The organism is Halalkalicoccus subterraneus (assembly GCF_003697815.1).
GTDB lineage: Archaea > Halobacteriota > Halobacteria > Halobacteriales > Halalkalicoccaceae > Halalkalicoccus > Halalkalicoccus subterraneus.
This window is the reverse complement of record NZ_RDQG01000016.1, coordinates 1-26,557: the sequence shown is the minus strand read 5'-3', so window position 1 is coordinate 26,557 and position 26,557 is coordinate 1. Positions and strand designations below refer to the sequence as shown.

The following is a 26,557-nucleotide window of genomic DNA, read 5'->3' as shown; positions in this document are numbered from 1 at the left end:
ACTCGAAACGGCGTCGACCAACGGCTTGCTACTCCCCGGTAAACTCGGGGTCGCGCTTCTCGCGGAAGGCCGTGATCCCTTCGCGGTGGTCATCAGTTTCCAACAGAGTGCTCTGTGCGAGAGATTCGAGCAGGCCGGCCGACCGGGTGTCCGTATCGCGTGCCGCGTTGACGACCCGCTTTGTGAGCCCCAGCGCCTGTGGGGGTCGGTCGAGCAACGATTCGGCATACGCCCGAGCGGCCGCCTCGGGGTCATCCTCAACGCGCTCAACCAATCCGATCACATCCGCGCGCTCGCCATCGACCAGCTCCTTGCTGAAGATCATATCCTTGGCTTGCCCAGGGCCCACAAGGTGGACAAACCGCGAACAGCCCCCAAGACCGGGGATTAACCCGATGTTGTGCTCCGGGAAACCGAGCGTCGCGTCGGGAGCGGCGAGACGGACGTCACATGCTAATGCGAGTTCGAGGCCACCGCCAACGCAGGTTCCGTTGATAGCCGCAAGGACCGGTTTTTCCATCCCTTCGAGCCCGTCAAAGACACGACCAAGCACCCGCGAGTTCGTTCGAAACTCTGCGCTCGTCCACTCTTGTGCTTCCTCAAAAAGGGAAACGTCCGCGCCGACCGAGAACACGTCCTCGGTGCCTGTAACGATTACGACGCGGATGCGGTCCTCGCGTAGTGTCTCGAGCGCCTTGGCCAGTTCGTGGCGCATCCGCTGGCTAATCGCGTTAACTGGATCGTTCGTGAGCTGAAGCGTCGCAATCCCATTTTCCTCGACCGTTAAATCGAGCGTGTCGAATTGCATGTCTCGGCTATCGTCTCCCAGGGGTTATAGTTCATCCCACTCGGGTGATCGTTTCTCGAGAAACGCCGATAATCCCTCATCGAATGTATCCGATCCGCTTATTTCCTTGATCGCAGCCCGTTCCTGCTCGAGATGCTGATCGAGTGAGCCCTCGAACGTTGTATCGACCAAGACTTTTGTTTTCGCGTACACTTCCGTCGGGCCAGCGGCGAGCGTCGCCGCTCGATCTGTGACTGCGTTGAGAAACTCCGATTCGGGAACCACGTACTCATCGTTCGCGAGGCCGAGATCAACCGCCTCGGTAGCAGTGATTGATTCCGGTTCGAACAGTAGTTCTCTGGCTTTGTAGGGGCCGACGGTGTTAACAAGGAAGAAGGGCGTGGCGTTGTCGGGTGTTAGTCCGACACGTGCATATCCGGTGTTGAGAATGGCATCCTCGTGCATTAGAACAAGGTCAGAGGCGAGAACAAATCCAAGCCCCCCACCGGCAGCGACCCTCGAAACGGCCGCGATTACGGGCGCAGGAAAGTCTCGAACCGCACGGATAAAGCGGTTTGACGCTGCCGCGATTGTATCGATCGTGGCAGGGCGCATCTCTTGTGGCGTGCCCTTGATAGCACCGAGGTCGGCCCCGGCGGAAAAGCCTGATTCCCCATAGAGCACGAGACACCCGACCGGATCGAGATCTCTGATGGCGGCCGCCATCGATTCGACCTTCCGTGGGTCAAATGTATTCAACGGACTTTCTCCTGGCTCCATCACCAGCCGAGCGACAGTTCTATCCTCAACGTACTCGATACGGACTTCGTCGTGAACGTACTCAATACACGTCATCTGTTCTCCCTCTCAAGATCCGTTCGGACCATTACTGCACCCCCAGATATTGCTCCATAGCCGCGCGATCCGCGAGCAGTTCATCAGCCGATGATTCGTGAACTACCTTTCCAGTCTCAAGTACGTACGCTCTGTCCGCGAGCCCGAGTGCCATCTCGGCATTCTGTTCTACGAGTAGAATTGTCACGCCCTCCTCATTGAGTTCACGAATAATCGCTTCGACATCTTCAACGATCTGTGGGGCAAGTCCCTCACTGGGTTCGTCAAGCAACAGGAGGTCGGTCTCCGGCCCCAATAGCGCCCGTGCGATTGCGAGCATCTGTTGTTCGCCGCCGCTCATCGTTCCGGCCTTCTGGGTCCGACGCTCGTCAAGTCGGGTGAAGCGCTTATAGACCTCTTCGATACTCTCTCGCTGGTCGGTGTCGGCGCTGTGGGCCGCCAATCGGAGGTTCTCCTCAACGGTTAGCCCGCCGAAAACGCGCCGTTCCTCGGGAATCCACGAAATTCCACGCTTCCGTATTTGGTGGGGATCTAATCCATCGATCGGCTCTCCGTCCTTCTCGATTCGGCCCGATTGGGCCGGCGTCAGCCCCATGATGCTTCGCAGTGTCGTCGTCTTACCGGCTCCGTTCCGACCGACGAGTGCGACGATTTCCCCATCACCGACGGAAAGCGAGACGTCGAACAGTACGTGGCTGTCCCCGTAGTAAGTATCGATTGAATCGATGATCAACCGTTGACTGCCACTTGTACGTGGTTGCGTTTCGCCTTGGCCGCCGATCTCGGTGCGTTCGCTCATCTTACTCACCCCCCAAATAGGCTTTCTGGACCCGTTCGTCGTTTCGGATCTGATCGGGAGTGCCGCGTGCAAGTACCATTCCTTCGTTCATGACTGCAATATGATCTGAGATCCCCATAACAATATGCATATCATGTTCAATGAGTATCAGCGTGATATCTGATGCGATCTCTTCGATCAATTCGACGGTCTCCCGGGTCTCCTCCGGGCTCATTCCAGCCGTTGGCTCGTCCATTAGAAAGAGGTCAGGATCAGCCGCGAGTGAAATTCCGATCTCCAAGTGGCGACGCTGGCCGTACGAGAGGTTTGACGCCGTCTCGTCAGCCACGTGGGACAAATGAACGCGCTCGAGAATTTGCTCGGCAGACTCAGTTGCCGCCTCAAGGCCGCGATGGTGGGCGAGAAAATCACGTGGCCGAAATCCGGTGTGTGGAGCTTGAGTCGCCAGTCGAATATTCTCGCGGGCGGTAAGGTCTGCGAAAAAATTAGTTATCTGGAACGAGCGGACTAGCCCGCGTTCAACGAGACGGTGAGGTTCCTCACCGTCGATCCGGTCGCCGCGAAGCGTTATTTGACCGTCAGTCGGTTCGTACTTACCCGTAAAGAGGTTGAATAGCGTAGTTTTGCCCGCGCCATTCGGACCAATTATTGAGGTAATTCGATTGGCTGGTATCTCGAGTGAGACTCCGTCAACTGCCGTGAGTGTCCCAAATTTCTTAGTCAAATTCTCAGTCGAGAGTATTGGCTCTCCGTCCTCTCGTGTCGATTCGATAGTGTTTGTAGTGTGGCTTTGTGTCATCCTTTCACCTTTTCTATATAATTTCGAAGCGCTCCCTTTGCATTGGTGATTGCATTACGTGGGTCGTTTCTGATGGAAATTAGCGTGCCGGCAAGCCCTCGTGGTGCGAAAATCACAACAACGACAAACACGCTTCCTAGGATAATCTCCCAGGTGGCGAAGCCAGCGAGCCGTTCCTCGAGGTAGATCACGAGCGCACCGCCGAGCATTGGGCCCCAAAGAGTTCCCATCCCGCCGAGCAATAGCATCACGACGAGTTCGCCACTGATCGTCCAGTGGAGTAATCCAGGCTGGGCAACACTTTGGAACGGAACATATAGTCCCCCAGCAAGCCCGGCAAATCCACCACTGATCGCGAAGGCAAGCAATTTGTAGCGCTGGACATTGTAGCCAATGAATTGCATACGTTCCTCGTTCTCGCGGATCCCCTGCATTGTACGGCCAAATGGTGAGTTCGCCACCCGGACGAGGATGGCGAACGATAAGAGTACGAATACAAGTGTCAGGTAGAAATACAATAGTCGCGAGCCAAAATCGATTCCAAAGATGTCGTATAGCGGGATACCAAAGAGGCCGTCGTCGCCGCCAGTGATCGTTTCGACACCTAGTGCTGCTGCCGGAAGATCGGTAAATATGATCACGTAGAACATCTGAGCGAACGCCAGCGTCAGCATGGCGAAGTAGATTCCTTTTGCACGGACGCTGAACCAGCCAATGAATGCCGCGACGAGGATCCCCACCAGCATCGATATCGGTAGGACAATCAGCGCATTCGTCGTCATTTCTCGTACCACGAGGGCGGCCGTATAGCCGCCAGCACCGAACATTGCCGCATGCCCGAACGAGAGGAGGCCAGCGTACCCGAAGACGAAATCCAAACTCAATGCAAGTAACGCGAAGACGAGCATTCGCGTCAAGAGATTCAACCAGAACGGTTCGAACGCCTGTGCGACCGGGGCGAACGCAGCCAGGACACCAGCAACGATTAGGGCTGCAATACGACCCTGTGAGGACAGAACCTGCTCACCGGCCGGAGCTGTTACTTCGCTGAGTCCGACCGCCTCCTTCAGGTTGTGTGCATACTCGGTAATCGCCTTCATGATCAGGCCGCCTCCGTTGCGCCGAACAGGCCGCTTGGTTTAATGATTAGAACTGCCGCCATCAGCGTAAAGATGAACAGGTCGGTCAGTGCCGGTGCGATTAGGGCGCCATATGCAATAACGAGCCCAATCAACAGCGCCGCGTAGATCGCGCCCTTGAAACTGCCGAGTCCGCCGATAACGACGATAACAAACGCCTCAATGATAACACCGAAGCCCATTCCTGGATGAACCGACCGCGACGCACCGAGTAGCACGCCAGCGATAGCTGCGAGCGCTGCCCCAAAGACGAACACAGCAGTAAACACCTTTTTAACGTCGACACCGAGCGCATCGACCATTTCGGTATCATGGGCGCTCGCCCGCATGAGAATCCCGAGATCGCTGCGCTCAATGGCGATCCAGATCGTCCCGATCAAGATAGTACTGAATGCGAGTACGAATAGCCAGTAGACTGGATAGGTAACGGGGCCAACTGACACTGACCCGGAGAGCAACTCGGGAGCTGGTATCCGCCGAGAGCGTGCGCCCCATATTTCGACGATAATTCCTTGGGCCATGATCGCAAGCCCGAACGTGAGTAGGATGTGATATAGTGGATTGCGGCCGTACAGAGGGCGTAGCGAGAAAATCTCAATACCGGCTCCAATCACCCCAACGACTAATGGGGCGAGCAAGAGCGCGAGCCAAAAGCTTCCGAGGAGATCTGCGATTACCAGACCGATGTACGCGCCGAGCATATATAGCGCTCCGTGAGCGAAATTGATCACATCCATCATTCCGAAGATCAGTGTAAGTCCGGCGGCGATGAGCGCGAGCGTCACTCCAAGTTGGAGGCCCAGAAGAGTCGCTCGGAGGAGCGACTCTAGCATACGCGCCTCCAGACCAATCTATTGCCGAATAAGCATCGTGTCATCGTTTCAATCTAGGCTGCAACCCCACGTGGGTGGTTCGACTGTTTCGAGTGTTTCGACGATCTCGTTTTCAGGTCCGTCCTCTCCCTCAACTACCTCGCGAACATACATGTCCTGAACTGGGTCATTCGTCTCCGGATGGAAACTGAAGTCACCCCGAGGGCTATCGATTTCTGCACCACGAAGCGCCTCCACCATCGCGTCGGGATCCGTTCCACCCTCAGTGACGGCCAGCTCGAACGCCTGTGCGGAGTCATACCCTTGACAGGCGTAGACGTTCGGTGTCTCATCGTGCTCTTCACGATAGCTCTCGACGAATTCCTGTGTTCGTTCATGATTCGATGCGTAGTGGAGCAGAGAGTACTTCCCGACTGCGGCGTTACCCTGAGCTGGAAGCGAATCTTCGTCTAATAAGAATCCACTACCTGTCTGAACCATCTCCTCGTCAAGACCGAACTCGTGGAACTGTGTAATGTAGTTTACTGCGTCGCTACCGGCGAAAAACGAGTACACTGCGTCTGCTCCACTTCCCTCGATATCTCCCATATATGGCGAAAAGTCGTCGGTACCAAGCGGGACTGTCACCTCATCAACGACCTCGCCGCCAGCCTCCTCGAATGCCTCGGCGAAGAAGTCACGCGAGTTCTGACCGAACGCGTAGTCGGCGTAGGTGAGAACGATATTATCAGCGACGTTCTCGTAGACCCACGGTGCGAGCGGTGCGCTCGTCTGCCAATCATTGAATGATGTACGGAAATGATACGGCAGGCAGCCATCCTGGACAACGCGGTAATCGCCTGCGTTTGCGTTAAGCCAGATTGCGCTTGACTCATTTTCGACTGTCTGCATCATTGCGATTGCAACGGCACTCGAGACCGGACCGACCAGAACATCGGCGCCAGCTTCGACGAGTAGTTCGCGGGCAACCGACACACCGGTGTCGGTGTCCGCCTCTGTGTCTCTGCTCACGAACTCGACCTCTTGCCCGTCGATTTCCCCACCCTGTTCATCGACGTACATCTCGAACCCGTTTACAATACTGTCGCCAAGTAGCGAGTAGACGCCGGTGAACGGGAGCACATACCCGACAGTGAGGGTGTCATCTCCTTCCCCGAGACAGCCAGCGATCCCCGCCGTCGTCCCGAGTAGCGCGCTCGTTTGCAAGTACTGTCGCCGCGAGATGCCTGATGAACTTGTTGTGGATCCCTGCCGTTGTGTGGTAATTACATCCACGCCTCTATGAGACATACTCATTCGAGGTATACTAAACTATTTATAATTTTCTACTCATTCGTTTCATATGATCTATAGACGGATTATGCGAGGGGGCGATTTTATATGTTATTGTTCGACAAGGAGTAGTGGATGGTAGACCAAACAACAACTACACTAGAGGAGGCAGTATCTCGAATCAAGCCCGGCAGCTCGGTAGCTATTGGTCTTGCTCTCGAACATGCGATCCCATTCGCTGCGGGTCACGAACTCCTTCGACAGGGGACTGACGACCTCACGCTAATCGGACCGATCAGTGACCTCCTGTTCGATCAGCTAATCGGCGGTGACACAGTGTCCCGAATTCGTGCCGCGTGGGTTGGAAACGTCAGTGCGGGTACCGGCTATCGATTCCGGGAAGCCATCGAAGAAGGTGAAATTGAGATCGAAGATCACTCGAACTTCAGCATCGCGCTTGCGCTACAGGCGGGAGCTTTGGGTGTCCCTTATCTCCCGACTCGGTCTTTGTTGGGGAGCGATATTTTTGAGAGGAGCGACCTGTTCCAAAAGGAGATCGATCCATTTTCGGAGGAGGAACTCGCTCTCGTACCTTCAATCGAACCGGACTGGACGATCGTTCATGCACAGCGGGCGAGTCCTGATGGCAACGTTCACCTATGGGGTAACACCGGTATTCTTGATCCAGCCGTTGGTGCTGCAGAGAACATCTTGGTCACCGCCGAGGAAATTGTTGATCCAGAGGTGATTACGGCTGATCCGAGTCGGGTCGCGATCACAAGCGAACAGGTGACAGCCGTCGTCGAGTGCCCATTCGGTGCCCATCCGTCGCCATTGGCAGGCCACTATAACCGCGATAACAACTATTATTTGACCTATCATCAGCAAACTAAAACACAGGATGCCTTCGATAAATGGGCCGCCGAGTGGGTTTATGGCGTCTCTGATCGAGCCGAATATATCAATAGAGTCGACGCCGACCTTTCGATCACCGAGCCGACTGTCGCTACGGAGGTGCGCTATGGCCAGTGAGGGATACTCCCCTCGAGAGCTGATGGTTAGCGCGGCAGCCGCGGAGATCGAGGATGGTGACACGGCATTCGTTGGGATGCGCTTGCCGCTTATCGCATTCCAAGTCGCTGTTAGCACTCATGCGCCAGATTCGATGGCGGTGTACGAGAGCGGCGTTGTCAGGGATTCGCCTGCAAACGGATTCATTCACACAATGTGTGATCTGCCGAACCTGAATCACGCGGTGTCGACGACGGGAATGATGAGCATTATGAGCCGTCTCCAGCGTGGGGACATAGATGTCGGATTCCTCGGCGGCGCGGAGATAGACCGGTATGGCAATCTCAACACGACGTGGGTTCAGAGTGGTGATGACGAAATTCGCCTTCCTGGCAGCGGTGGCGCATGCGATATTGCCTGTATGGCTGGTCGAACCGTGCTGCTCATGCCTCACGAACCACGCCGGTTTACCGAGGAAGTCCATTACGTGACGAGTCCGGGTCACAGCCACACCGGTGGGAGGCGGAAGAACCACCCCGCACCCGGTGGCGGCCCCAGCGCACTCGTGACTTCGAAGGCGACATTCGGCTTCGATGCCGACGGGGAACTCTACCTTCGGAGCGTCCATCCAGGGATCTCAGCAGAGGAGGTGCTAGTCGACTTCCCCTGGGAAATGAATACTGCCGAGGATATCGGCAAAGGTACAGTGATGACGACTCCCGAGCCCACTGATGAGGAATTGAAACTGATTCGGACATTCGACCCGGACGGGTTCTGGACTCAATCCTGAGAGTAATGTGAGTACCGGGATCGTCCTCACCCAATTGTGTTGAACAACCGAAATCGGAAGAAGAGCCTTGTTCGGACTATGAGAATATGAAAACGCATCCGATTTCTGCCCATAACCTTTCTTGGCTCTTGCAGGAAAGGAACCGTTAGGTATTTCTCCCGAAACTATGATGATCTATTCGGATATGCAGTCCAGTATACCATCGGAGTACCTGCCGGACGAGGCGAACGGACCGGATTACGTCCACGCCGTTCCGGAAGTACACTACCCTCGACAAATCAACGTGGCGGAAGAGCTAGTAGATAGACACGTTCACGAGGGACGGGGAGATAATGTTGCCGTCCACTTTGAGGATCAAACTATCTCCTATGCGGAGTTACAAGATACGGTCAATCAGATGGGAAACGCACTCATCGGTCTTGGGGTCGAGCCCGGCGATCGGGTTGTCGCCAGATTCCCCAACCGACCCGAAGCGGTCGTAACCTGCCTCGCCGCACAAAAGATCGGTGCCGTCGCGCTTCCTTCGATGAAGCTCCTTCGGGCCGCGGAACTCGATCATATCATCAATAATGCCGAGGCGACGACAGTCGTTGTCTACGACGACCTCCTTGAGGAAATCGAAAATGCATTGCCAAGCCTCGAAACCGTTGAGAACGTTATCGTCGCCGAGCGCAATAGCGTCGAACACGATCACTACGACTACGATACGCTCCTTAATGATGCGAGTAGCGATCTTGACGCACATAAAACGGAACGCGACGATGTAGCGTTAATGCTGTACACGAGTGGGACGACGGGCGAGCCCAAGGGCGCGGTCCACACCCACCGAAATTTGCTTGCGAGCGCGGATACCTACGCCCAGTACTGTCTCGAACCGACTGAGGAGGACGTCTTCGGTGGAAACCCACCGCTTCCATTCGCGTACGGCTACGGCGATCTTGTTACGTTCCCGCTTCGCTTCGGAGCCAGTACGAGTCTTGTTGAAGACGCTACACCGGGGGATTTACTGGAAGCTATCGACGCCCACGGAATTTCGATCCTCTGTTCGATCCCGACTGCATTTAATCAGATTCTCTCAAAGTACCCCGACGGTCCCGAAAATTACGACATCTCTTCCCTTCGCGTGGGCGCGAGCGCCGGTGAGCCGTTAACGCCAACAACGTTCGAGTCGTTCAAGAGGGAATATGGGATCGAACTGCTCGACGGGATTGGAACAACAGAGATGCTCCATATATTCATCAGTCACCGTCACGGCGAGGAGATCGATCCAAGCGCAACCGGATTTCCGGTTCCCGGCTATGAGTGCAAGATCGTCGATCCCGAGACCGGCGAGGAATGCGACCGCGGCGAAGCAGGGTTGCTAGCCGTTCGTGGTCCGACTGGTATTGAGTATTGGAACCGACCACGAAAGCAGGCCAACGCGGTGAAGAACAACTGGTCGTACCCAGGCGATATCTTCGTCCAGCGGGAGGACGGTCGTTTTGAGTATAAGTCCCGAAATGATGATCTTATCATATCTAGCGGCTACAATATCCCAGGCCCGGAGGTTGAGGCCGTCATTGAGGAACTCGGTTCCGTCAGCGAGGTTGCCGTCGTCGGTAGCCCGAACGAGGAACGCGGCGCGATCGTTAAGGCATTTGTCGTGACCGCCGACGGTGTTCTCTCGGGAGACGATCTGGTCGACGAGATCCAGAGTCACGTCAAGGACACGCTCGCACCGTACAAGTATCCACGTGAAGTTGAGTTCGTACGCGAACTACCACGAACTGAAACGGGAAAGATTCGCCGTATCGAGCTTCGCGAGCGGGAGATAGAGAAGAAAGCGCAATAACCCGCCGTAACCCCGTTTTCCGAATGCTGCTTTCTTTAGTTACTACACTGGCCCGAAAGCGTCGCTGTATTTCCCATGCATGTATTCAAATAGTGTATACGAATTCGTATACCATCGACAGAGAATCAGGTCAGCCGCTGAAATGCCATATTATTTGACGCTGTGAAGTGTTATCTATTATCCCCTATGATATTGTCTCACATACTATTTTACATAGACATCAAGTATTACTAATGTATGTTTGTAATATAATTCTGGAGTAGGCCTTCTACCCTCCGGAAACATATTACAAACATATTTCTGTAAAGCATCTACTGGCTTCGATAAGATCTACTATCTTTATCGGGTGCTAGCGTGCTCTAGAGGTCTGGTAACACGTGTATACGAATTCGTATACGGCTAATAGCATACACTTGGTAATACGATTGAATGAATACTACGCGGTCTGTCACGGGGTTCCAGCCGACAGTTAGAACGAGGAATCAGAAATCAAGATCAGTTCAGATGTATCGAACTCGGTCGTCGATCACGAATAAACAATCATGAGGCTCTTGGTTCGATGTACAATACGCTAAGGGCTCTCGTTGGTCCGTATCTGCATGTCTGAACGAGGCTTCGCGATACAGGTGAGAACATAGCCATCCTCTTTTTCGCTTTCAGAGAGAAACATTCCCTCCATCTGATCTGTTTCGCCCTTCTCACACATCCCGCTACAGACGCCACAGACACCCATCCGGCATTGGTAGGGCAGATCAAGTCCAGCTTCCTCTGCTGCCTCAAGGATTGATTCGTTTTCGTCCACCTCAAGGGTCACCCCCTCATCGACGAACTCGATAGTGTATGTCTCAACCATGGGTTCTACTGCTCCTCGATGGAGCGTTCGAAGACGTGTTCAACTGGTTCGAATCCGAGTTTTTCGTACACCTCTGCGGCCTTCTCGTCGCCGTCAACCACGTCAATTCGATAGAAGTCGATGTCACGCGGTGAGTCAGCGAACCAAGTATGAGCCTCCTCAATCAACGCCTTACCAACGCCCTCATTCCAATGGTCCTCCCGAACATAGTGACCATTAATGTACCCGTGATCCTTGAGACGAAAAATTGGATGATCACCCATCACACGTGCTTCAAGAACGCCAATCAATTCGCCTGTTTCTTCGTGTTCGGCGATGATCACTGTCCCGTATTTTGAGTCGACAAGTTGATTCTCGAAGTACTGTAGCCATCGATTGTCTGCGTCCTCTTTATGCTGGTAGCGATCATCGTACTTCGAAAGGTGCTCTGTGAACCCGTGCCAGAGTTCGAGGATTTCCTTACCGTCATCGACCGTACTGTGTCGTAGTTCGTACGTCATGTTCTCTCTTCTGCTCCCAACTACCAAAAAGGTCCTGTCATCTCTTCCATCATAATGATGATGGTTTTCCCTAAATGGTCTTGAAGAGGATCTGAATTCGGCAATCGGATACGAAAATCGTATACAGAAAACAATTATAGTGCTGGCCAAACAATTGGAGTGTAGAGGTAGACCATGCCAACAGAGAAACAGTTGAAACAGCAAGTTCAGAATGGAAAGATGATTGAATCGACCGATGAGATGACCGAAGGCTACAAGAAAGCCTTGAAACAGATTTTGCTGGTCTCGGGAGATACAGAGCTGATGAGTGCGCCCGCGTACTATGATCAGTCTCTCAACGCACCGTCGCCTAACGCACGAGCGTCCTGTATCAGCGTAATCCAGGACGAACTCGGCCACGGCCACATTGCTTACCGCCTGCTTGAAGACTTGGGTGAGAACCGCGAAGACCTTATTTACGGGCGCGAGCCTCATGAGTTCCGCAATACATACGGGTTCGATCAGCACATTGAGAATTTCGCGGAGCTCGTGACGGCCCACGGCTTGTTCGACCGTGCAGGTATCGTCCTCTTGGGCGATATCCACGAAAATACCTCATATGCGCCCTGGAAACGCGCGCTGACGAAAGTCAACAAGGAAGAACAGTTCCACCTCCGCCACGGAGAGACGTGGATGCGCCGTCTTGCGAACAAAAACGACAAAACCCATCGAAAGCTGCAGGAAGCGGTTGATTGGATGTTCCCGATCGGAATCGAGTGGTTCGGATTGCCCGACGACAAGAAAAAACATGATGATCAACTTGAGTACCAAATTAAAGGCAAGTCCAACGACGAACTCCGTCAAGATTGGCTTTCGCGGTCGTTACCTCTAATGAACGAACTCGACCTAAACGTTCCAGCTCACTACGATGAAGAGGCGGACGAGTACGTCATCGAGTATGACATGCCGATCGCGTTCGACGCAGAGAACAAAGAATGGCGCTACAACGAATCCATTTCGTGGGGCGATGTCATGGACCGCTGGCGTTCCCGCGGTCCGGCCAACGAAAAGTACGTTGAGCTCATCCAATCAGGTAAAGTCGAGGTCGAGGTATAGCTTATGTCGAGCGTACAACCACGAACAAAAGGTATATCCGACTCTTCGCACGCGAGCGAGTTTGTTGAGCGGCGCCGCGCGGACGCAACCCCCTTCGAAGGATATCTTTGGGATGTTGTTGATGAGATCCCCGATCCACACATTCCCGTCAGCCTAGTCGAAATGGCGATGATCTACGACATTGAGGCTGATAGTGGAGCAGTCACCGTTGAGATGACGTACCCTTGTATGGGATGTCCAGCCTACGACATGATCCAGAACGACATCGAAAGTTGTTTGACCATCCTTGATGGCGTCGAAACCGTCGACATTGAGGTGGTTTGGGATCCAGTCTGGTCGAAAGATATGCTCACCGCCGAGGTCAGAGAGAAGATGCGGGAAGCGGGAATTAGCCTCTAAGATCGATGAAATACGAAGTATTTGCACGGATCAACCAAGGCGATGAGACGCTCCATATCGGTAACGTGCGGGCACAGAGTGACCGCTTAGCAAGGATGTATGCACACAACACGTTCGACGAAGAGGACTGGGATTTCCTCGCAGTCGTTCGCGAGGAAAATCTGATTGAGGTCACCGGCAAGCAGCCTACAATGAGGGTGGGTGCTGATGAGTAAATGGCCAGACTCAGCGGTCGACTATGTACAAGCTATCGCAGACACCAAACTCATCCTTGGGCACCGGAACGCTCAATGGAGCCTCGCTGGACCCTCACTTGAGGACGATATCGGCGGGGCAAGTGCCGCCCAAGAGGAAATCGGTCACTTCCGCCAGTTCATCAATGAACTGCAGTCACAAGGCCGGGATCTAGATTGGCTCAACGGTCAACGCGACGCAGAGGAGTTCCATAACGCCGCCTGTCTTGATCGGATCGATGGGAACTGGCCGGCATATGTAGCCTCAATCGCACCAGCCGACCGCGCAGCGTGGTACCTAATCGATGCCATCGATAAGGATGATCTCGATGGACTAATCACCAAAATGGGTGAAGATGAGTACTTTCATCTCGAGTACCATGACGCTCGTTTAGAGGCACTAGCCGAAGAAGATCCTGACACAATACAGACTACTCTGGAAACAACATTGCCTCAAGCGCTTGCGTTCATCGGACCTGCAGAATACAACGAAGCAACGGATCCACTGTTCCAAGCTGGGTTCACTAACCGTTCGATTACCGAGATTCGCAAAGCATTCGAAGGACACTACCGCGACTTGTTCAAGAATACGGCCGTTTCGCTTGACAGCGTCGATTGGGACGGTCCGGCACTCAGCGAGTGGAACGAAGTCAGACGACGCGTTGGTGACGGATCAATCAGTGACGCCGATACCCGACAGCTTCGGGGGACCGAGAACGAACTCTTCGCGATGAATTGATCGCCATGAACGACCAAGATTCGGATCTGAACATCATCTGCCCATTCTGTGACTCAGCGGATACCGAACGGGAATCCGCGTTCGGAAGTGAGATATCGAAGATGCAGTACTACTGCAATAGCTGTAATACCGTTTTCGAACGCATCAAGTTCGATGGTAAACAGCCCGATACCGAATAATCATCCTCTGTTTTCCCTATTCATCGCGAGAGGTGGTCACAGTATTTTTTAGTAGTTATAGTAGTCGAAGGGTTTCCCGAGATCAATTATGATGGAAAGTTACTTATGCGCCACTGTTGATCAATGAGATGTATGCAAGCGTTTAGCGAGCTAGACCTGGAATTCTTCCAGACAGACTTAGAGGATCATGTCGGAACCATCCGTATCGATCGACCACCGGCTAACGCCCATAATATCGACGTTCTCCTTGAATTGCAGCGAGCCGTCGAGACAGTCCGATTTGATGAAGATGTCCGAGCCGTTCTGTTCGGAAGTGCTAACGAGAAGTTCTTCTCAACGGGCTTTGATATCAAAGCACTTCAGGAGGAATCGGGTAAACAAGTAGGCTATGCAAGCCAGACGAGCAAAGAGATCATCATGAAGATGCGGACGACCGATACCATCTTCATTGCGGTAGTGGATGGTCACTGTATGGGTGGTGGGTTAGAACTCGCGCTGGCCTGTGACTTCCGATATGTCGGTAATGATGATAATTACAACGTTGGCATGCCAGAGATTCACCTCGGTCTCATCGCTGGTGAGGCGGGAACACAACTGCTTCCCCGCTATATCGATCGGTCCACCGCACTCAAAATGATGATTACTGGTGAGACAATCTCACCGGAAGAAGCGACTGATCGCGGCATCTTCGACGAGCTCCACCCTGCTGGAGAGGTTGAAGACGCCGCCCGCGAGTTCGCCCAGCAAATCGCCCAGAAGTCCCACATGGCTGTTGGCCATAACAAACTGGCTGTCAACGAGGGCCTCGAAATGCCCCTTTGGGATGCTCTCTCCCACGAGCGCGAACTCCAAAATCGTCTGCTCGGCTCCGACGTGGAGAAAGAAGGTGTTAACGCATTTCTCGGAGATCACGAAGCAGACTTCCTGGCCGTCGAACTCGGCGAGAAAGAACCTGGCGAACCAAGCGACGACTAGCTGCTGACTTGCGGCCACGTATATCCCATTCCGTTTTTAACCAGTGCGGTTTTTAGATCATCCAACTATAAAGGGGAGGAATAATTGTGAGACATGGCTGGTTAGCTGAAAATCGATGAATTCACCGGAACGGCGTTGAAGATATAGTATTTCTAGATAGGACGAGGCAAATGCCGTTACCCGAGGGTTTGTTTTGGTACTAGAGATTCAGCACTTCACTTGCAACGGTTGTTCGCTGAATCTCGTTTGTTCCGCCAATGATACTCAGTATCTTCGCATCTCGGTAGTAGCGCTCAAGCGGCAGATCCTTTCGATAGCCTTTCCCGCCATAGACTTGGATTGCGTTACGAGTAATGAACTCAGCAGCCTCGCTCGAGACGAACTTCGCCTTACTCGACTTGCGTGTGTCGCCCTGACCGTCAGTGATCGACTTTGCCGAATCGTAGACAAGGTGGCGCGCCCCGTCTAGTTGAGCATCCATATCGGCGACGAGTACCTGCACTGCCTGGTACTGGCCGACTGCCTGGCCACCTTGCTCACGCGTGCCAGCGTAGTCGATTGCCTCATCTAACGCAGCGCGGGCAATACCTATCCCGATAGCGCCCAATCCTGTTCGGGCCATGTCGATAGTTCCCATTGCGATCCGAAAGCCCCTACCTATCTCGCCCAGCAGTGCATTCTCGCTCACGTGGACGTCATCAAACGTTGAGTCGCCAGTGACATGGCCACGCATCCCCATAAACATCTCGCGTTCGAAGGTGAATCCCTCCTGATCATCGACGGCAGGAACAAGAAAGACACTCACACCGTGACCCTCCTCGGGCGCAGGGCGCTTACGCGCGACGACGAGGTGGATATCTGCGACGCCGGCATTCGTCCCGAAGGACTTCTCGCCGGCGATCGAGTAGCCCCCGTCGTCGGCCTCGGCGACCGTCTCGAGTTCCGTCGGCGAACTGCCTGCGCTAGGCTCGGTCAACAGCATCGCGCCGACATGCTCTCCACGGACCATTGGTTCGAGGTACTCGGATTTCTGTTTCTCGGTGCCGAAGTTCAAGATCGGGAGCGCTGCGAACGTGTGGCCCTGGATCGTCTCGGCGACCGCGCCGCTTGCCTCGGCGATCCGCTCGACAGCCAGGCAGTACGAGAGGAAGTCCGACCCCTCGCCGCCGTACTTTTCGGGAACCATGATCCCCAGGAGACCGTATTCGCCCGCCTGTTCGATCACTTCGCGAGGGAACTCATCGTCCTGCTCGATGCGTTCTGCCTCCGGTTCGACGACGTCGGCGGCGAAGGCCGCCGACCGGTCTCGGATTTCGCGGTGCTCCTCGGAGAGCGCGCTCTCGATGAGGGTCATACGGTTCAATACCTGGGACACGCCACTATAAAGCTTCTCGGAGATGATTCGAGAACCGTCAGCTGGATCGGTTGGTCTCCCCGCACCAGTATGCGCAGCCATCCCGGTTCGCGGGGCTGATTTCCGAGTGACTCCTCAGTGGACGTAATGTTGACACACGAATCGTACACCCGGTTTCGCCGTACACGATAGATCTTGTCGCCCAGGTCGACAATGTTTTTCACAGCTGGCTCCTCCCAGAAGCGGTCGTCTGAATTACCAGGCGCGGAGCCGATGGTTTGCTGAGATCCGTGCGAACGTCGGTAGCAACGGGATTTTGTACGGTCTTCTCGGGAACCGGCTCTCCGTTCTCAGGGATAAACGTGCGGCGGGAGAACGCTACTCAAGATTGACGTTGACGTTCTTTGTCTGGGTGTACTCGTGGATGGCTTCGGTACCCTGCTCCCGTCCGAGGCCGCTCTGCTCGAATCCGCCAAAGGGCGTCTGAGGCTGGGTAACTGGAAATTCGTTGACGCTCACCATCCCGTAATCGAGATAATCGGCGACCGAGTGGGCCGTCTTCAGGTCTGTAGTCCAAATTCCGGCCATCAATCCGTAGGGAGAATCGTTGGCGATCTCGATGGCCTCCTCACGGTCGGCGAACTCAATCACCGACAGCACGGGTCCGAAGATCTCCTCACGGGCGATCGTCATATCATTGGTAACATCAGTGAACACGGTCGGCTCGACAAAGTGGCCGACATCCTTCTCGGAGGGAATATTGCCGCCGGTCGCGACCGTTGCACCCTCGTTTTTGCCCGTCTCGATGTACTCGAGCACCTCCTGCTGTTGGCTTTCGCTGACAGTTGGTCCCATTCGGCCGTCGTCGTCAATCCCGCTTCCAAGCGGCGTCGATTTAGCCCGTTCGACGACTCGATCGACCACCTCGTCGTGGACGTCTTCGTGGACGAGCAGGCGTGACCCCGCCCAGCACATCTGGCCGGCGTTCATGAAGATGCCGTAGTGGACCCCTCCGGCAGCGGCGTCGAGGTCGGCGTCCGGGAAGACGAGGTTCGGCCCCTTCCCCCCGAGTTCGAGCGTGACGCTCGTGACGTTTCGCGAGGCGTGCTCCATAACGGCCTTGCCGACGCCCGTGCTGCCCGTGAACGCGACGTGATCGACGTCCGGGTGTTCGGCGAGGCGGTTCCCGGCGGTGCTCCCCCGTCCGGGGACGACGTTCAAGACACCGTCGGGCAGGTCCGCTTCCTCCGCCGCGATCGCGTAGTATAGCGCCGACAGGGGCGTCGTACTGGAGGGTTTTAGGACGGCCGTGTTCCCGCAGGCCAGCGCTGGCGCGAGGCTTCGGCCGGCGAGCTGGAACGGGTAGTTCCATGGGATTACGTGGCCGGTGACGCCGAGCGGCTCGCGAACCGTGTAGTTCAGCCTGTCGCCGGGGACCGGCACCTCGTTGCCCTGGATCTTGTCGGTCCAACCGGCGTAGTACCGGAAGGTGTCGATTACCATGTCGACATCCAGGGTCGCCTCGAAGGGAGTCTTGCCGTTGTCTCGAGATTCGACACGGATGATCTCGTCCTTTCGTTCCTCGATCGCGTCGGCCATGGCGTACAGCCGTGCGCCACGCTCCCGGGGGGCCAGTGATCGCCACTCCACCTCGCGCCCGACCGCTCTCTCCGCGGCTGAGACGGCGCGGTCGATGTCCTCCGTCGTGGCTTCTGCGACCTCCGCGTAGGGTTCCTCGGTCGCTGGATCTTCTGTGACGAGCGTCTCGCCGCTCTCGGAACTTGTCCACTCGCCGTCGATAAACAGGTCTGTCGGACCGGAATAGCTCATCCGGAGACGGCTTCTCAGAGGGCGATTAAAAATATTTGGTTCGCACCGACTGAGAGTACATCATACCTGATGACAACACACGATTGGAATTAAATATCAAAATATTTATATATTAAATATAATACTATTGATGTGAATCTATAGAGATCGAAGCTGCAGTCGTACGGGAAGAATCAGGATCATTCGAGATTGGATCACTGGAATTAGACGATCTCTGGCCTGGAGAGGTTCAGGTTCGCACCGTTGGTGCCGGACTGTGTCACACGTACATCACAGTCAGAGAGCAGTACTACCCGACTCCGCTGCCAGCGGTACCGGCCACGAGGGACCGGGTGTTGTCGAGGGAATCGGGGAGGATGTCACAGAAGTGAATCCCGGCGACAGGGTCGTTCTCACGTTCGACTACGGCGGGAACTGCCTAAACTGACGAGAGGGCGATGTCACGTATTGCGAGGGGTTCTTCAAGCACAACTTCGCCGGCCGGTGGGTCGGGGACAGGTCGGCGCCGATTCACGATAACGGTGAGGAGGTAAGCGGTATGTTCTTCGGCCAGTCCTCCTTCGGGATCCACGCGCTGGCCACCGAGCGAAACATCGTTCTTGACGGGGACGATGTTTCGCTCGAACTTCTGGGCCCGCTCGGGTGTGGTATCCAGACGGATGCGAGCGCCGTCATCAATACTCTTGATCCGCAGGCGGCCTCCTCTATCGTCGTCTTCGAGACCGGGTCAGCCGGGCTGAGCGCGGTCATGGCCGCGGACCTGAAGGACTATACGGACATACTCGCCGTCGACCTCATAGAGTCTCGTCGCGGGGCAGCGCTCAAGTTGGGTGCGACTCACGCCATCGATCCCGACGTCGTCGACAATACGGTCGACGCCGTCCACGACCACCTCGGTGGGGGCACCGACTACAACGTCGAGACGACGGCCAACACGACCGTTCTCCGGCAGGCGGTCGACTGCCTGCGACAGAACGCCGACTGTACGGTCGTTGGCGCCCCACTGCTGGGGACCGAGGTGAGTCTCGACTTGAACAACGTCCTGCTCGGCCGTAACGTCAAGAGAGTTATCGAGGGCAACTCCACGCCGGACCTGTTCATCTCTGACCTGATCGACCTCTATCGTGCCGGGAAGTTCCCGTTCGACGAACTCGTCACCTACTATGACTTCGAGGAGATCGAGCGAGCGGTCGAAGAACAGGAGGCCGGTAAGGTGGTCAAGCCGGTCCTCCGGGTGACCGAACCATAGTATGGACTCTTACCACTGCGCGTGGCACTGATCGAACCAATTCTATAAGTTACATGGGCGGGAACGTGGCGATATGCGAGATGCATACGTGATCGGAGCCGGACAGTCGTCATTCGGTTCCTTCCCCGAGGAGACTTACCTCTCGCTGTTCGAGAATGCCTTCGAAACAGCGCTCGAGAGCAGCGAGGGCAATCTCTCGACAGGAGCGATCGACGAGGCGTACCTAGGGACACTTGGCGTCGGGGGCCGACAGATCGGTCTCTCGGGACCGGCGGTAACCGAGCATATCGGCTTACATGGCGTTCCAACTACACGAGTTGAAAACGCCTGTGCGGCCAGCGGCTACGCGTTTCGTCAAGCCGTTACTGCTGTTCGCTCAGGTATGGTTGACGTGGCGTTGGCGGGCGGGTACGAGGTAATGACTGACACAAGTGGCGACCAGACAAAGTGGTGGCTCGGCGTCAGTGGCGAGACAGAGTGGGAACGCATTAGCGGGACCACTTTTGCCGGCGTCTACGCTCAGATGGCAAGCGCCCATATGGATGCGTACGACACGACCGTTGAAGACCTCTCGCGGGTCGCAGTCAAGAACCACGCGAATGGAGCAAAGAACCCCAAGGCGCACCTTGGATTCGAGTGCACACTCGACGACGCCGTTTCGGCGCCATCGGTTGCTGACCCACTCAATCTGTATCATTGCTGTCCAACCACAGACGGCGCGAGCGCGGTGCTGGTCGCGAGCGAGGAGGTTGCCCGCAAGCACGGTGAGGACTTGATCCGTGTCGCGGGCGCGGGCGCCTCAAGCGGGCGGGTAGGCCTCTTCCAACGTGAAACGCTCACGAGTATCCCCGCAAGCGTCCGGGCTGGTGAGGCCGCCTACAAGGAGGCCGAGATCGGCCCGGAGGACCTCGACTTCGCGGAGGTCCACGACTGCTTTGCTATTGCCGAACTGCTCGCCTACGAGGATTTGAGCTTCTGCGAGCGCGGTGAGGCCGGACGGCTCCTTCGGGAAGGGATCACCGATTCCGATGGCGAATTGCCGACCAACACAAGCGGCGGACTCAAATCGAAGGGCCACCCAATTGGCGCTACGGGCACTGGGCAGATTGTTGAGGCGTTCGATCAGTTCCGGGGCGAGGCCCACGTGCAAGTCGAGGAGCCCCAATACGGACTAACACACAATGTCGGCGGATCCGGCGGCGGGGTAACCGTTCACGTCTTCGAGCGGGAGGAGGCAGCATGAGGGGAATCGACGCCGCTGGGGTCTACCTCCCTCGGTTCCGGTTGCCGACCGAGGAGACGGCCGCGGCGTGGGGTCATGCTGACGCGGGCGGGATCGATCAAAAGGCGGTCCCTGCGGCTGATGAGGACACATTGACGATGGCCGTTGCGGCGGCCGAACGTGCCCTTGAAAACGCAGCTGTTGACCGTTCAGCGATCGACCTCGTAGCGGCGGCGACGACGACTCCGCCTATGGCCGAAGGCGACTTCCTCTCTCGGTTCGTCCGAATGGTCGCACTTCCAAATGACGCTGCGGGCTCTATTTCGACCCAGCACACCGCTGCTGGCGGTGAGGCACTTGCACGCGCGCTTGATACCGACGGGCCAGCGCTGGTCGTCGCCGCTGACTGTCCGGAGGGAGACCCCGCCGATGCCGACCACCCACTGGGTGCCGGCGCAGCCGCCTTCGTGGTCGACGACAACGCAACCGTCCCCGTCCGAGATGTCGCTTGGCATAATGACGAAACTCCGGGAATTCGATTTCGGCCTCGAGGCGAGCGCGAGGTTGCTTCGCTCGATATTACGACCTACGAGCGAACCGCGGTCCGCGAGGCTGTAACCGAGGCGGTATCAGCCTTGGCAGGCGATACGACCGAAGCGACCGCCGCAGCGCTTCACCAACGTGACGGGAAATTCCCTTACCGGGTCGCGGGCGACCTGCCTCTCTCGAATGAGGCTGTAGCAATTGGGACCGTAGTTGACCGGATCGGAGACGCTGGGGTCGCGACGGTCCCCATCGGTCTGCTTGTAGCGCTTTCAGAGGCAAGCGAGGGCGGCATGACCATCGGCGGTTTCTTTGGCGGTGGCAGTGCGGTCGCGTTCAGTCTTGAAGGAAGCCTCCCGGTTAGAGGGATCGATGATCTTGAGGCCGGAGAGTCAATAGAGTACACAGCCTACCTTCGCAAACGTGGCTACGTCGTCGATAGCGAAGTCGCTGGCGGCGGTGCGAACGTCAGTCTCCCGAACTGGCAAAAATCACTCGATCAGCGCTATCGGCTTGTCGCTGGCCAGTGTCCCAACTGCGGCGGAGTCACGTTCCCGCCACGGGGGGCTTGCCAAGAGTGCCACTCGCGGGTCGAATTCGAGCGGATTGAGGCTGCCCGAGATGGGGTGATCGAAGCGCTAACGGTCATCGGCCAGGGCGGTGCCCCACCAGAGTTCGCCGAATTACAGAAACGCGAGGGTGCGTACGCGGTCGCTATTGTCGCGCTGGAAGCCGGCGACGGCGAGGCGACACTGCCGGCACAGTTGGCCGACGTCGATCCCGAGGCAGTCGTGGTCGGCGACGAGGTCCGGACAACGATCCGGCAGATTTACGCACAAGAGGGTGTGCCACGCTACGGCGTCAAGTTTAAACCGACCGGATAATCTTGAATGTGTGATCTATCGACACGCTTATCGGTGCCACAAGTGACGGAGGTGCATGAAAGATATAGAACCACCGGCTCCAGACGATCTCGAACGGTACGCTGCTGTGCATCACATCAAACTCACCGAGACGGAACGTGAGGAATTCGCGGCCGTCGCACCCGGGCTACTAGAAGCATATGAACGACTCGAAGAAATCGAATCATCGGCTCCGATAGTGCCCGCCCACGCAGATCGAGCCAACAATGTCCCGACTGAAGATGACGATCCATTAAACGCCTTTGTCCGGCGCTGTTCAGTTTCGAAAAACGAGTCGGGACTCCTCGAAGGGTACGACGTCGGGTTGAAGGACAGTATCTCTCTGGCCGGCATTGAGATGACCTGCGGTTCGGCCCTATTCTCGGGATACGTTCCTTCCACCGACGCAACGATCGCGACGCGATTGCTCAAGGAGGGTGCAACGATCACGGGGAAGCTCAACATGGAAAACATGGCCTTCTCGGGCAGTGGAGAAATGTCCGCCCACGGCCCTGTACCGAACCCGCGAGACCCCGAGTACCTCGCCGGGGGTTCTTCAAGCGGATCAGCCGCCGCAGTCGTCAGCGGTGACGTCGACATCGCCATCGGTACCGACCAGGCCGGCTCTGTCCGAATTCCAGCCTCCTGGAGCGGTTGCGTCGGGCACAAACCAACTTATGGACTTGTCCCCTACACAGGAATCGTTGGGCTCGGTCGCTCATTCGACCACGCCGGTCCCCTCGCGCGCTCAGTGACAGACTGTGCCCGTACGCTCGAAGCGATCGCCGGCGCAGATGGGTTGGATCCGCGCCAGGGGGCCGTCCCTACTGAATCCTATAGCAAGGCCCTCACGTCCGACCCCGCCGATCTCACGATCGGCGTCCTCAAGGAGGGGTTCGACCATGCCGAGAGCGAGGCTGGGGTCGATGAGACCGTTACCGCTGCACTCGAAGACCTCGCTGACACGGGCGCCAAACTCCGAGACATATCGGTGCCAATGCACCGTGACGGGCTCGCGATCTGGAACGGAATCGCAAACGAGGAAACGGCCGCGACTATCGCCGGAGAGGGAATCGGCCACTTCGGCAACGGTTACTACGATACTGAACTGATGGCGGCGTTCGGCCAGGCACGTCGGGAGCGCGCCAATGAGTTCCCGCCAACGGTCAAATTCGTGGTGGCTCTCGGAGAGTACCTCACTGAGGAATACCACGGGCGTTATTACGCGAAAGCCCAGAATCTCTCGCGGGATCTCGCTACGTCCTACAACGCGGCGCTCGCCGAGGTCGACGTTCTTGCGATGCCGACAACGCCCCAGACTGCCCACAAGCGCCTTGAGAACCCCTCACGACTCCAGATTCTCGAACGGGCAGTGAACATGCTCGCCAATACATCTCCATTCGATGTCACCGGACATCCCGCGCTCTCAGTTCCTGCGGGGACAAGCGAGGGACTGCCGGTCGGATTGATGTTCGTCGGTGAGGTGTTTGATGATGCAACGGTACTGCAAGCCGGAGATGCGTTTGAACGGTGCCGAGCCTGAAGACAAAGAATTCGAATGTGGTATTATTGCCTGTCACCGGCGCCGGGTCGGGCTATAGTCGGGGATACAAGGAAACTTTCGAGGAATCGTCTACTACGGCGTCAAGGTCAGATCGGACGGATAATCCTCGACGAGCGGGCGGTAGCGTATCGGCTCTCCGTTCTGTCGTTCGACGATACCGAGGACAGCCAGTCGATTGAGATGTGCCGCAGCTTCGCCGGCACCAAACTTGATATGGATGCCGTTCATCTCGCCGAAGAGGTGGCGTGCGACGGCCCATGGCGTTGACTCCTCAGCGGTTCGCAGCGCGCGGAAAGCCGCGTGAGCGCGCTCACGGTGATGCTCTTTGACTTCGTCGACTGCTTTTGTCACATTCATTCTTGTCCCGTGGCCGGGTTCGCCCTCGTCGAAGCGGGCATTCACCCGATCAACAGAGGTGAGGTATGCTGCCAGTGGGTCCTCAGTACGCGTGTCGCTCCCCCCGACGTTTGGCGTGTATGTTGGAAGGAGGAGATCGCCAAGTAGCAGCGTCCCTTCGCAGGCGAACGAAGCGTGACCCAGTGTGTGGCCAGGCGTGTGGAGAACTTCTATACCGGCGACAGTCTCGCCGTCCTCATGGGCCGTAACCGGGTACGTCGTAGGAATCTGGGACGGCGAGTCCACTTCACGCAGTGCCTTACATTGTTTCTTCGGGACACCCCACTGCTGGAGTGTCTCGATATCTCGATCAAGGCGGCGCTCGCGTGCGGCTGCGTAGTCTCTGACAAGAGGTGCGTCCTCCAGATGCATATGAAGCGTTGCGTCCGCCGCCTCGGCAAGGCGACACGCAAGGCCGACGTGGTCTGAATGCCAGTGTGTCACGAGCACATGCTCAACTGTTTTTACGGAGTCGATTGCGTCGGTGAGCGCCGTCCACGCTGCTTCGGTCGGCGGCCCCGGATCGATGACGACACCGCGGTTGGGAAAGTGGTAAGCACTGTTGACTCCTTCGGCCGTACCCGCCCCAACCGAGATACGGATTACTTCACTCATTTAACTCCTCCTCCAACTCGAGAGCGGCCCACTTCTCACAGGCTGATTTCCGAACGTCCTGAGGATACGAATTCTCGAATGTCACACGTGGGGCAATGTACTCCTCGTCCCAGCGAGGATCCCAGGTCGCATCGATGTAGAGGCGCGATCCAGTCTCTCCGTTGCTGCGATACATTGGAGTACTGGCAGCGGGTGCGTTGGGCTCACTGAATACCCAGTCGTTACTTGGATGGGCTTTTACCCACATATCGTCAAGCGCTCGCGCGAGGTCGTCAGGTTCAGTGTGCTCATCCAGTATCAATACCTTATCAAAGTATTTCGAGAACGAGAATAAAACGTTTGCCAATTGCCACTCGAACCCCGAGTAGAGGATTTCGCTAGAGACAAGACAGAGTCCGAGCCGTCCCTCGACAGGTAGTCGAATCCAGGACACCGGCGAGACTCCCCAGTAGCCGTTGATACGTCGGTATAGAGCCGCAGCCTCAACGAGCGCGGTCAGATGGAGATCATCAGTTAGGGGTTCCCCAAGGGGAACAAACGGGACAACAGGGTCCTCACGTGTTGCAATGGTCTCGACTTCAACGGTTATACCCGCCATCTCACAGCCTCGCTCCCAGATCGCGACTGGCCCGCCAACCCCGTCATCGATATCAATGATTGAACCGTCGATCCGTACTTCTGCGTGCGTAGGAACCATCCGTCCATCAATGTCCGAGATGGCGGTTCCGTCGAGGGCGGCTGCTATCTCTGGGACAGTTGGCGTCGTTCGATCTAGCGTCCAGCCCTGTAGCGCGGCAACGTGTGGGGCTGCGCCGACGCCAAGCGAGACGCTCGTTCGTCGGCTGTCGCCACACCACTCGACGAACGACTTCGGGATCGAGAGGCGAAGCCGGGATCGTCGGTGGATCGCACCACGAACCGGTGCCCATGAAGTGATTCCGTCGTGCTCAACGGCGAGCGATCCGAGCGTGATCAACTGCCGCCCGTTGGGTTCAATAGTTGGGAGTCCTAGCGAGGTTGGAGCGAGGGAGGGATCGATCGTCGCGATCGGGTCCTCAACGGCGACATCTGCGAGTTTGCGCGTGTCTCGTCGGGAGAGTGATTTTAGGAGTTGTATGTAATCGCTCCCATCACGATTGAGCGAGTTCTTAAGGCGGCACCACGGTTGGTGATGGCGACTAGCAATCTGGGCGTGACCTGCGTACACGCCGCTGGCCAAGTTGACCTTACCAGGTGTAGAGACAAATTTAAGGGCACCACAGCCGCCTTTAAGCGCTTCGGCAGCGACGACCGCTGCCTCCTCATCCCAGTGGACTCGATCGTTCACCATCAGCAGGTCTCCGTCACTTTCGAGAGCCTGCAGGTGGTCGCGAAACGTTGTCATTGGGCCCCCCTGATCGGATCGATGTGGATTGCATCGGGGTCGGCCCCTGCGTCTACGAGCACGGATCGCGCCCACTCGCGCAGTTCGCCGTCCGATATGTCGATATTCGCATCGTCGTTTTTTGTCGCGTCGACATATGCTTTGGCTGTTTTGGCCTTCGAGGTTCCCGTCTGAACATTACCTTTCTCACTGGGAGTCTGGTAGATATTCAACGGCACTTTTGGCATCGTTTCGACACCGAACTGGTGAAAGTCACTATCGGGGTCTGCGTGTAGAACGAGTGCTTCTAGTACCTCACGCTGGTCAAAGGGATCAATATCCGTGTCAACAAATATGAAGAAATCAACATGTAACATACCCCACGTAGTGAAGATAAAGTTTGCGAGTTCATGTAAATATCCAGGGTCCG

The 26,557-nt window shown here is 56.2% G+C and carries 27 protein-coding genes and 1 pseudogene; 14 read left to right on the top strand and 14 right to left on the bottom strand.

Features of this window, described 5'->3' with window-relative positions; all coding sequences use genetic code 11:
- Nucleotides 1-28 precede the first annotated feature (28 nt).
- Genes EAO80_RS04110 through EAO80_RS04080 form a run of 7 tightly spaced genes read right to left on the bottom strand, consistent with a single transcriptional unit; the run spans nucleotide 29 to nucleotide 6,418 of the window.
- Nucleotides 29-808 carry an enoyl-CoA hydratase/isomerase family protein gene (locus EAO80_RS04110; protein ID WP_122088669.1) on the bottom strand — a complete coding sequence of 260 codons (780 nt, stop codon included), beginning with the start codon at nucleotides 806-808 and terminating at the stop codon, nucleotides 29-31.
- A 24-nt stretch (nucleotides 809-832) separates the two neighbouring features.
- Nucleotides 833-1,642, bottom strand: coding sequence for an enoyl-CoA hydratase/isomerase family protein (locus EAO80_RS04105; RefSeq protein ID WP_122088668.1), 810 nt, complete (start codon nucleotides 1,640-1,642; stop codon nucleotides 833-835).
- A 31-nt stretch (nucleotides 1,643-1,673) separates the two neighbouring features.
- A complete protein-coding gene (locus tag EAO80_RS04100; protein WP_122088667.1) occupies nucleotides 1,674-2,441 on the bottom strand; it encodes an ABC transporter ATP-binding protein in 768 nt (255 codons plus the stop codon).
- Nucleotide 2,442: 1 nt separating this feature from the next.
- Nucleotides 2,443-3,240, bottom strand: a complete 798-nt coding sequence (locus EAO80_RS04095; RefSeq protein ID WP_122088666.1) for an ABC transporter ATP-binding protein — start codon at nucleotides 3,238-3,240, stop codon at nucleotides 2,443-2,445.
- Nucleotides 3,237-4,340: a branched-chain amino acid ABC transporter permease gene (locus EAO80_RS04090; RefSeq protein WP_122088665.1), complete on the bottom strand. Its 1,104-nt coding sequence runs from the start codon at nucleotides 4,338-4,340 to the stop codon at nucleotides 3,237-3,239. Before EAO80_RS04090 ends, EAO80_RS04095 begins: the two co-directional genes overlap by 4 nt.
- Nucleotides 4,341-4,342: 2 nt before the next feature.
- Nucleotides 4,343-5,212 carry a branched-chain amino acid ABC transporter permease gene (locus EAO80_RS04085; protein ID WP_122088664.1) on the bottom strand — a complete coding sequence of 290 codons (870 nt, stop codon included), beginning with the start codon at nucleotides 5,210-5,212 and terminating at the stop codon, nucleotides 4,343-4,345.
- A gap of 48 nt (nucleotides 5,213-5,260) precedes the next feature.
- Complete coding sequence (locus EAO80_RS04080; protein ID WP_245998436.1) at nucleotides 5,261-6,418, bottom strand: ABC transporter substrate-binding protein; 1,158 nt, start codon at nucleotides 6,416-6,418, stop codon at nucleotides 5,261-5,263.
- 201 nt (nucleotides 6,419-6,619) lie between these two features.
- Between EAO80_RS04080 and EAO80_RS04075 the strand changes: the two genes are divergently transcribed.
- From EAO80_RS04075 to EAO80_RS04065, 3 genes are all read left to right on the top strand, one after another.
- Entirely contained in the window at nucleotides 6,620-7,516 is an 897-nt protein-coding gene (locus EAO80_RS04075) for a CoA transferase subunit A (protein ID WP_122088662.1), read from the top strand.
- Nucleotides 7,506-8,285 carry a CoA-transferase subunit beta gene (locus EAO80_RS04070; RefSeq protein WP_122088661.1) on the top strand — a complete coding sequence of 260 codons (780 nt, stop codon included), beginning with the start codon at nucleotides 7,506-7,508 and terminating at the stop codon, nucleotides 8,283-8,285. Before EAO80_RS04075 ends, EAO80_RS04070 begins: the two co-directional genes overlap by 11 nt.
- Nucleotides 8,286-8,469: 184 nt before the next feature.
- Complete coding sequence (locus EAO80_RS04065; RefSeq protein WP_122088756.1) at nucleotides 8,470-10,116, top strand: acyl-CoA synthetase; 1,647 nt, start codon at nucleotides 8,470-8,472, stop codon at nucleotides 10,114-10,116.
- 571 nt (nucleotides 10,117-10,687) lie between these two features.
- Here EAO80_RS04065 and EAO80_RS04060 read toward each other — a convergent pair.
- Together EAO80_RS04060 and EAO80_RS04055 are read right to left on the bottom strand one after the other, a co-directional pair.
- Nucleotides 10,688-10,969, bottom strand: a complete 282-nt coding sequence (locus EAO80_RS04060; protein WP_122088660.1) for a 2Fe-2S iron-sulfur cluster-binding protein — start codon at nucleotides 10,967-10,969, stop codon at nucleotides 10,688-10,690.
- A gap of 5 nt (nucleotides 10,970-10,974) precedes the next feature.
- Entirely contained in the window at nucleotides 10,975-11,469 is a 495-nt protein-coding gene (locus tag EAO80_RS04055) for a GNAT family N-acetyltransferase (RefSeq protein ID WP_122088659.1), read from the bottom strand.
- A gap of 174 nt (nucleotides 11,470-11,643) precedes the next feature.
- Between EAO80_RS04055 and EAO80_RS04050 the strand changes: the two genes are divergently transcribed.
- From EAO80_RS04050 to EAO80_RS04030, 6 genes are all read left to right on the top strand, one after another.
- Nucleotides 11,644-12,564, top strand: a complete 921-nt coding sequence (locus EAO80_RS04050; protein ID WP_122088658.1) for a Phenylacetic acid catabolic protein — start codon at nucleotides 11,644-11,646, stop codon at nucleotides 12,562-12,564.
- A 3-nt stretch (nucleotides 12,565-12,567) separates the two neighbouring features.
- Nucleotides 12,568-12,963: a metal-sulfur cluster assembly factor gene (locus EAO80_RS04045; protein WP_122088657.1), complete on the top strand. Its 396-nt coding sequence runs from the start codon at nucleotides 12,568-12,570 to the stop codon at nucleotides 12,961-12,963.
- Between the two features lie 5 nt (nucleotides 12,964-12,968).
- Nucleotides 12,969-13,178, top strand: coding sequence for a phenylacetic acid degradation PaaB family protein (locus EAO80_RS04040; RefSeq protein ID WP_122088656.1), 210 nt, complete (start codon nucleotides 12,969-12,971; stop codon nucleotides 13,176-13,178).
- Nucleotides 13,171-13,935: a Phenylacetic acid catabolic protein gene (locus EAO80_RS04035; RefSeq protein WP_122088655.1), complete on the top strand. Its 765-nt coding sequence runs from the start codon at nucleotides 13,171-13,173 to the stop codon at nucleotides 13,933-13,935. Before EAO80_RS04040 ends, EAO80_RS04035 begins: the two co-directional genes overlap by 8 nt.
- Before the next feature lie 5 nt (nucleotides 13,936-13,940).
- Nucleotides 13,941-14,114 carry a PaaD-like zinc ribbon domain-containing protein gene (locus EAO80_RS21005; protein WP_449404316.1) on the top strand — a complete coding sequence of 58 codons (174 nt, stop codon included), beginning with the start codon at nucleotides 13,941-13,943 and terminating at the stop codon, nucleotides 14,112-14,114.
- A gap of 132 nt (nucleotides 14,115-14,246) precedes the next feature.
- Nucleotides 14,247-15,089, top strand: coding sequence for an enoyl-CoA hydratase/isomerase family protein (locus tag EAO80_RS04030; RefSeq protein ID WP_122088654.1), 843 nt, complete (start codon nucleotides 14,247-14,249; stop codon nucleotides 15,087-15,089).
- 199 nt (nucleotides 15,090-15,288) lie between these two features.
- Here EAO80_RS04030 and EAO80_RS04025 read toward each other — a convergent pair whose 3' ends face one another.
- Both EAO80_RS04025 and EAO80_RS04020 read right to left on the bottom strand, forming a co-directional pair.
- Nucleotides 15,289-16,443, bottom strand: coding sequence for an acyl-CoA dehydrogenase family protein (locus tag EAO80_RS04025; RefSeq protein ID WP_122088755.1), 1,155 nt, complete (start codon nucleotides 16,441-16,443; stop codon nucleotides 15,289-15,291).
- Nucleotides 16,444-16,821: 378 nt separating this feature from the next.
- Nucleotides 16,822-18,273 (bottom strand): aldehyde dehydrogenase family protein, encoded by a 1,452-nt coding sequence (locus EAO80_RS04020; protein ID WP_122088653.1) that lies wholly within the window; start codon nucleotides 18,271-18,273, stop codon nucleotides 16,822-16,824.
- 256 nt (nucleotides 18,274-18,529) lie between these two features.
- Here EAO80_RS04020 and EAO80_RS20730 point away from each other — a divergent pair, with 256 nt between their 5' ends.
- From EAO80_RS20730 to EAO80_RS04000, 5 genes are all read left to right on the top strand, one after another.
- Nucleotides 18,530-18,700 carry an alcohol dehydrogenase catalytic domain-containing protein gene (locus EAO80_RS20730; RefSeq protein ID WP_368280511.1) on the top strand — a complete coding sequence of 57 codons (171 nt, stop codon included), beginning with the start codon at nucleotides 18,530-18,532 and terminating at the stop codon, nucleotides 18,698-18,700.
- Nucleotides 18,701-18,811: 111 nt separating this feature from the next.
- Nucleotides 18,812-19,522: a zinc-binding dehydrogenase gene (locus tag EAO80_RS20190; RefSeq protein ID WP_245998435.1), complete on the top strand. Its 711-nt coding sequence runs from the start codon at nucleotides 18,812-18,814 to the stop codon at nucleotides 19,520-19,522.
- 73 nt (nucleotides 19,523-19,595) lie between these two features.
- A complete protein-coding gene (locus EAO80_RS04010; RefSeq protein ID WP_122088652.1) occupies nucleotides 19,596-20,765 on the top strand; it encodes a thiolase C-terminal domain-containing protein in 1,170 nt (389 codons plus the stop codon).
- A complete protein-coding gene (locus EAO80_RS04005) occupies nucleotides 20,762-22,171 on the top strand; it encodes a zinc ribbon domain-containing protein (protein WP_122088651.1) in 1,410 nt (469 codons plus the stop codon). The genes EAO80_RS04010 and EAO80_RS04005 overlap by 4 nt, the downstream gene beginning before the upstream one ends.
- 55 nt (nucleotides 22,172-22,226) lie before the next feature.
- A complete protein-coding gene (locus EAO80_RS04000; protein ID WP_122088650.1) occupies nucleotides 22,227-23,732 on the top strand; it encodes an amidase in 1,506 nt (501 codons plus the stop codon).
- Nucleotides 23,733-23,825: 93 nt separating this feature from the next.
- On the opposite strand, the gene EAO80_RS03995 is transcribed toward EAO80_RS04000, so the two are convergent.
- The 3 genes and pseudogenes from EAO80_RS03995 to EAO80_RS03985 all read right to left on the bottom strand — a co-directional run.
- Nucleotides 23,826-24,764 (bottom strand): MBL fold metallo-hydrolase, encoded by a 939-nt coding sequence (locus EAO80_RS03995; protein ID WP_122088649.1) that lies wholly within the window; start codon nucleotides 24,762-24,764, stop codon nucleotides 23,826-23,828.
- Entirely contained in the window at nucleotides 24,757-26,148 is a 1,392-nt protein-coding gene (locus EAO80_RS03990; protein ID WP_122088648.1) for a UbiD family decarboxylase, read from the bottom strand. Before EAO80_RS03990 ends, EAO80_RS03995 begins: the two co-directional genes overlap by 8 nt.
- Nucleotides 26,145-26,557 (bottom strand): annotated as a pseudogene (locus EAO80_RS03985) (UbiD family decarboxylase domain-containing protein); the annotation flags it as partial. The pseudogene EAO80_RS03985 and the gene EAO80_RS03990, both read right to left, overlap by 4 nt.

Bases quoted from the DNA above. Each gene is read 5' to 3' on its own strand.
- EAO80_RS04095 (WP_122088666.1), bottom strand. From the start codon at position 3,240: ATGACACAAAGCCACACTACAAACACTATCGAATCGACACGAGAGGAC.
- EAO80_RS20190 (WP_245998435.1), top strand. From the start codon at position 18,812: ATGTTCTTCGGCCAGTCCTCCTTCGGGATCCACGCGCTGGCCACCGAG.
- EAO80_RS04025 (WP_122088755.1), bottom strand. From the start codon at position 16,443: ATGACCCTCATCGAGAGCGCGCTCTCCGAGGAGCACCGCGAAATCCGA.
- EAO80_RS04030 (WP_122088654.1), top strand. From the start codon at position 14,247: ATGCAAGCGTTTAGCGAGCTAGACCTGGAATTCTTCCAGACAGACTTA.
- EAO80_RS04045 (WP_122088657.1), top strand. From the start codon at position 12,568: ATGTCGAGCGTACAACCACGAACAAAAGGTATATCCGACTCTTCGCAC.
- EAO80_RS04055 (WP_122088659.1), bottom strand. From the start codon at position 11,469: ATGACGTACGAACTACGACACAGTACGGTCGATGACGGTAAGGAAATC.
- EAO80_RS04100 (WP_122088667.1), bottom strand. From the start codon at position 2,441: ATGAGCGAACGCACCGAGATCGGCGGCCAAGGCGAAACGCAACCACGT.
- EAO80_RS03990 (WP_122088648.1), bottom strand. From the start codon at position 26,148: ATGACAACGTTTCGCGACCACCTGCAGGCTCTCGAAAGTGACGGAGAC.
- EAO80_RS04065 (WP_122088756.1), top strand. From the start codon at position 8,470: ATGCAGTCCAGTATACCATCGGAGTACCTGCCGGACGAGGCGAACGGA.
- EAO80_RS03995 (WP_122088649.1), bottom strand. From the start codon at position 24,764: ATGAGTGAAGTAATCCGTATCTCGGTTGGGGCGGGTACGGCCGAAGGA.
- EAO80_RS04010 (WP_122088652.1), top strand. From the start codon at position 19,596: ATGCGAGATGCATACGTGATCGGAGCCGGACAGTCGTCATTCGGTTCC.
- EAO80_RS04035 (WP_122088655.1), top strand. From the start codon at position 13,171: ATGAGTAAATGGCCAGACTCAGCGGTCGACTATGTACAAGCTATCGCA.
- EAO80_RS04085 (WP_122088664.1), bottom strand. From the start codon at position 5,212: ATGCTAGAGTCGCTCCTCCGAGCGACTCTTCTGGGCCTCCAACTTGGA.
- EAO80_RS04090 (WP_122088665.1), bottom strand. From the start codon at position 4,340: ATGAAGGCGATTACCGAGTATGCACACAACCTGAAGGAGGCGGTCGGA.
- EAO80_RS04075 (WP_122088662.1), top strand. From the start codon at position 6,620: ATGGTAGACCAAACAACAACTACACTAGAGGAGGCAGTATCTCGAATC.
- EAO80_RS04105 (WP_122088668.1), bottom strand. From the start codon at position 1,642: ATGACGTGTATTGAGTACGTTCACGACGAAGTCCGTATCGAGTACGTT.
- EAO80_RS04070 (WP_122088661.1), top strand. From the start codon at position 7,506: ATGGCCAGTGAGGGATACTCCCCTCGAGAGCTGATGGTTAGCGCGGCA.
- EAO80_RS04110 (WP_122088669.1), bottom strand. From the start codon at position 808: ATGCAATTCGACACGCTCGATTTAACGGTCGAGGAAAATGGGATTGCG.
- EAO80_RS04050 (WP_122088658.1), top strand. From the start codon at position 11,644: ATGCCAACAGAGAAACAGTTGAAACAGCAAGTTCAGAATGGAAAGATG.
- EAO80_RS04020 (WP_122088653.1), bottom strand. From the start codon at position 18,273: ATGAGCTATTCCGGTCCGACAGACCTGTTTATCGACGGCGAGTGGACA.
- EAO80_RS04060 (WP_122088660.1), bottom strand. From the start codon at position 10,969: ATGGTTGAGACATACACTATCGAGTTCGTCGATGAGGGGGTGACCCTT.
- EAO80_RS04000 (WP_122088650.1), top strand. From the start codon at position 22,227: ATGAAAGATATAGAACCACCGGCTCCAGACGATCTCGAACGGTACGCT.
- EAO80_RS04005 (WP_122088651.1), top strand. From the start codon at position 20,762: ATGAGGGGAATCGACGCCGCTGGGGTCTACCTCCCTCGGTTCCGGTTG.
- EAO80_RS21005 (WP_449404316.1), top strand. From the start codon at position 13,941: ATGAACGACCAAGATTCGGATCTGAACATCATCTGCCCATTCTGTGAC.
- EAO80_RS04040 (WP_122088656.1), top strand. From the start codon at position 12,969: ATGAAATACGAAGTATTTGCACGGATCAACCAAGGCGATGAGACGCTC.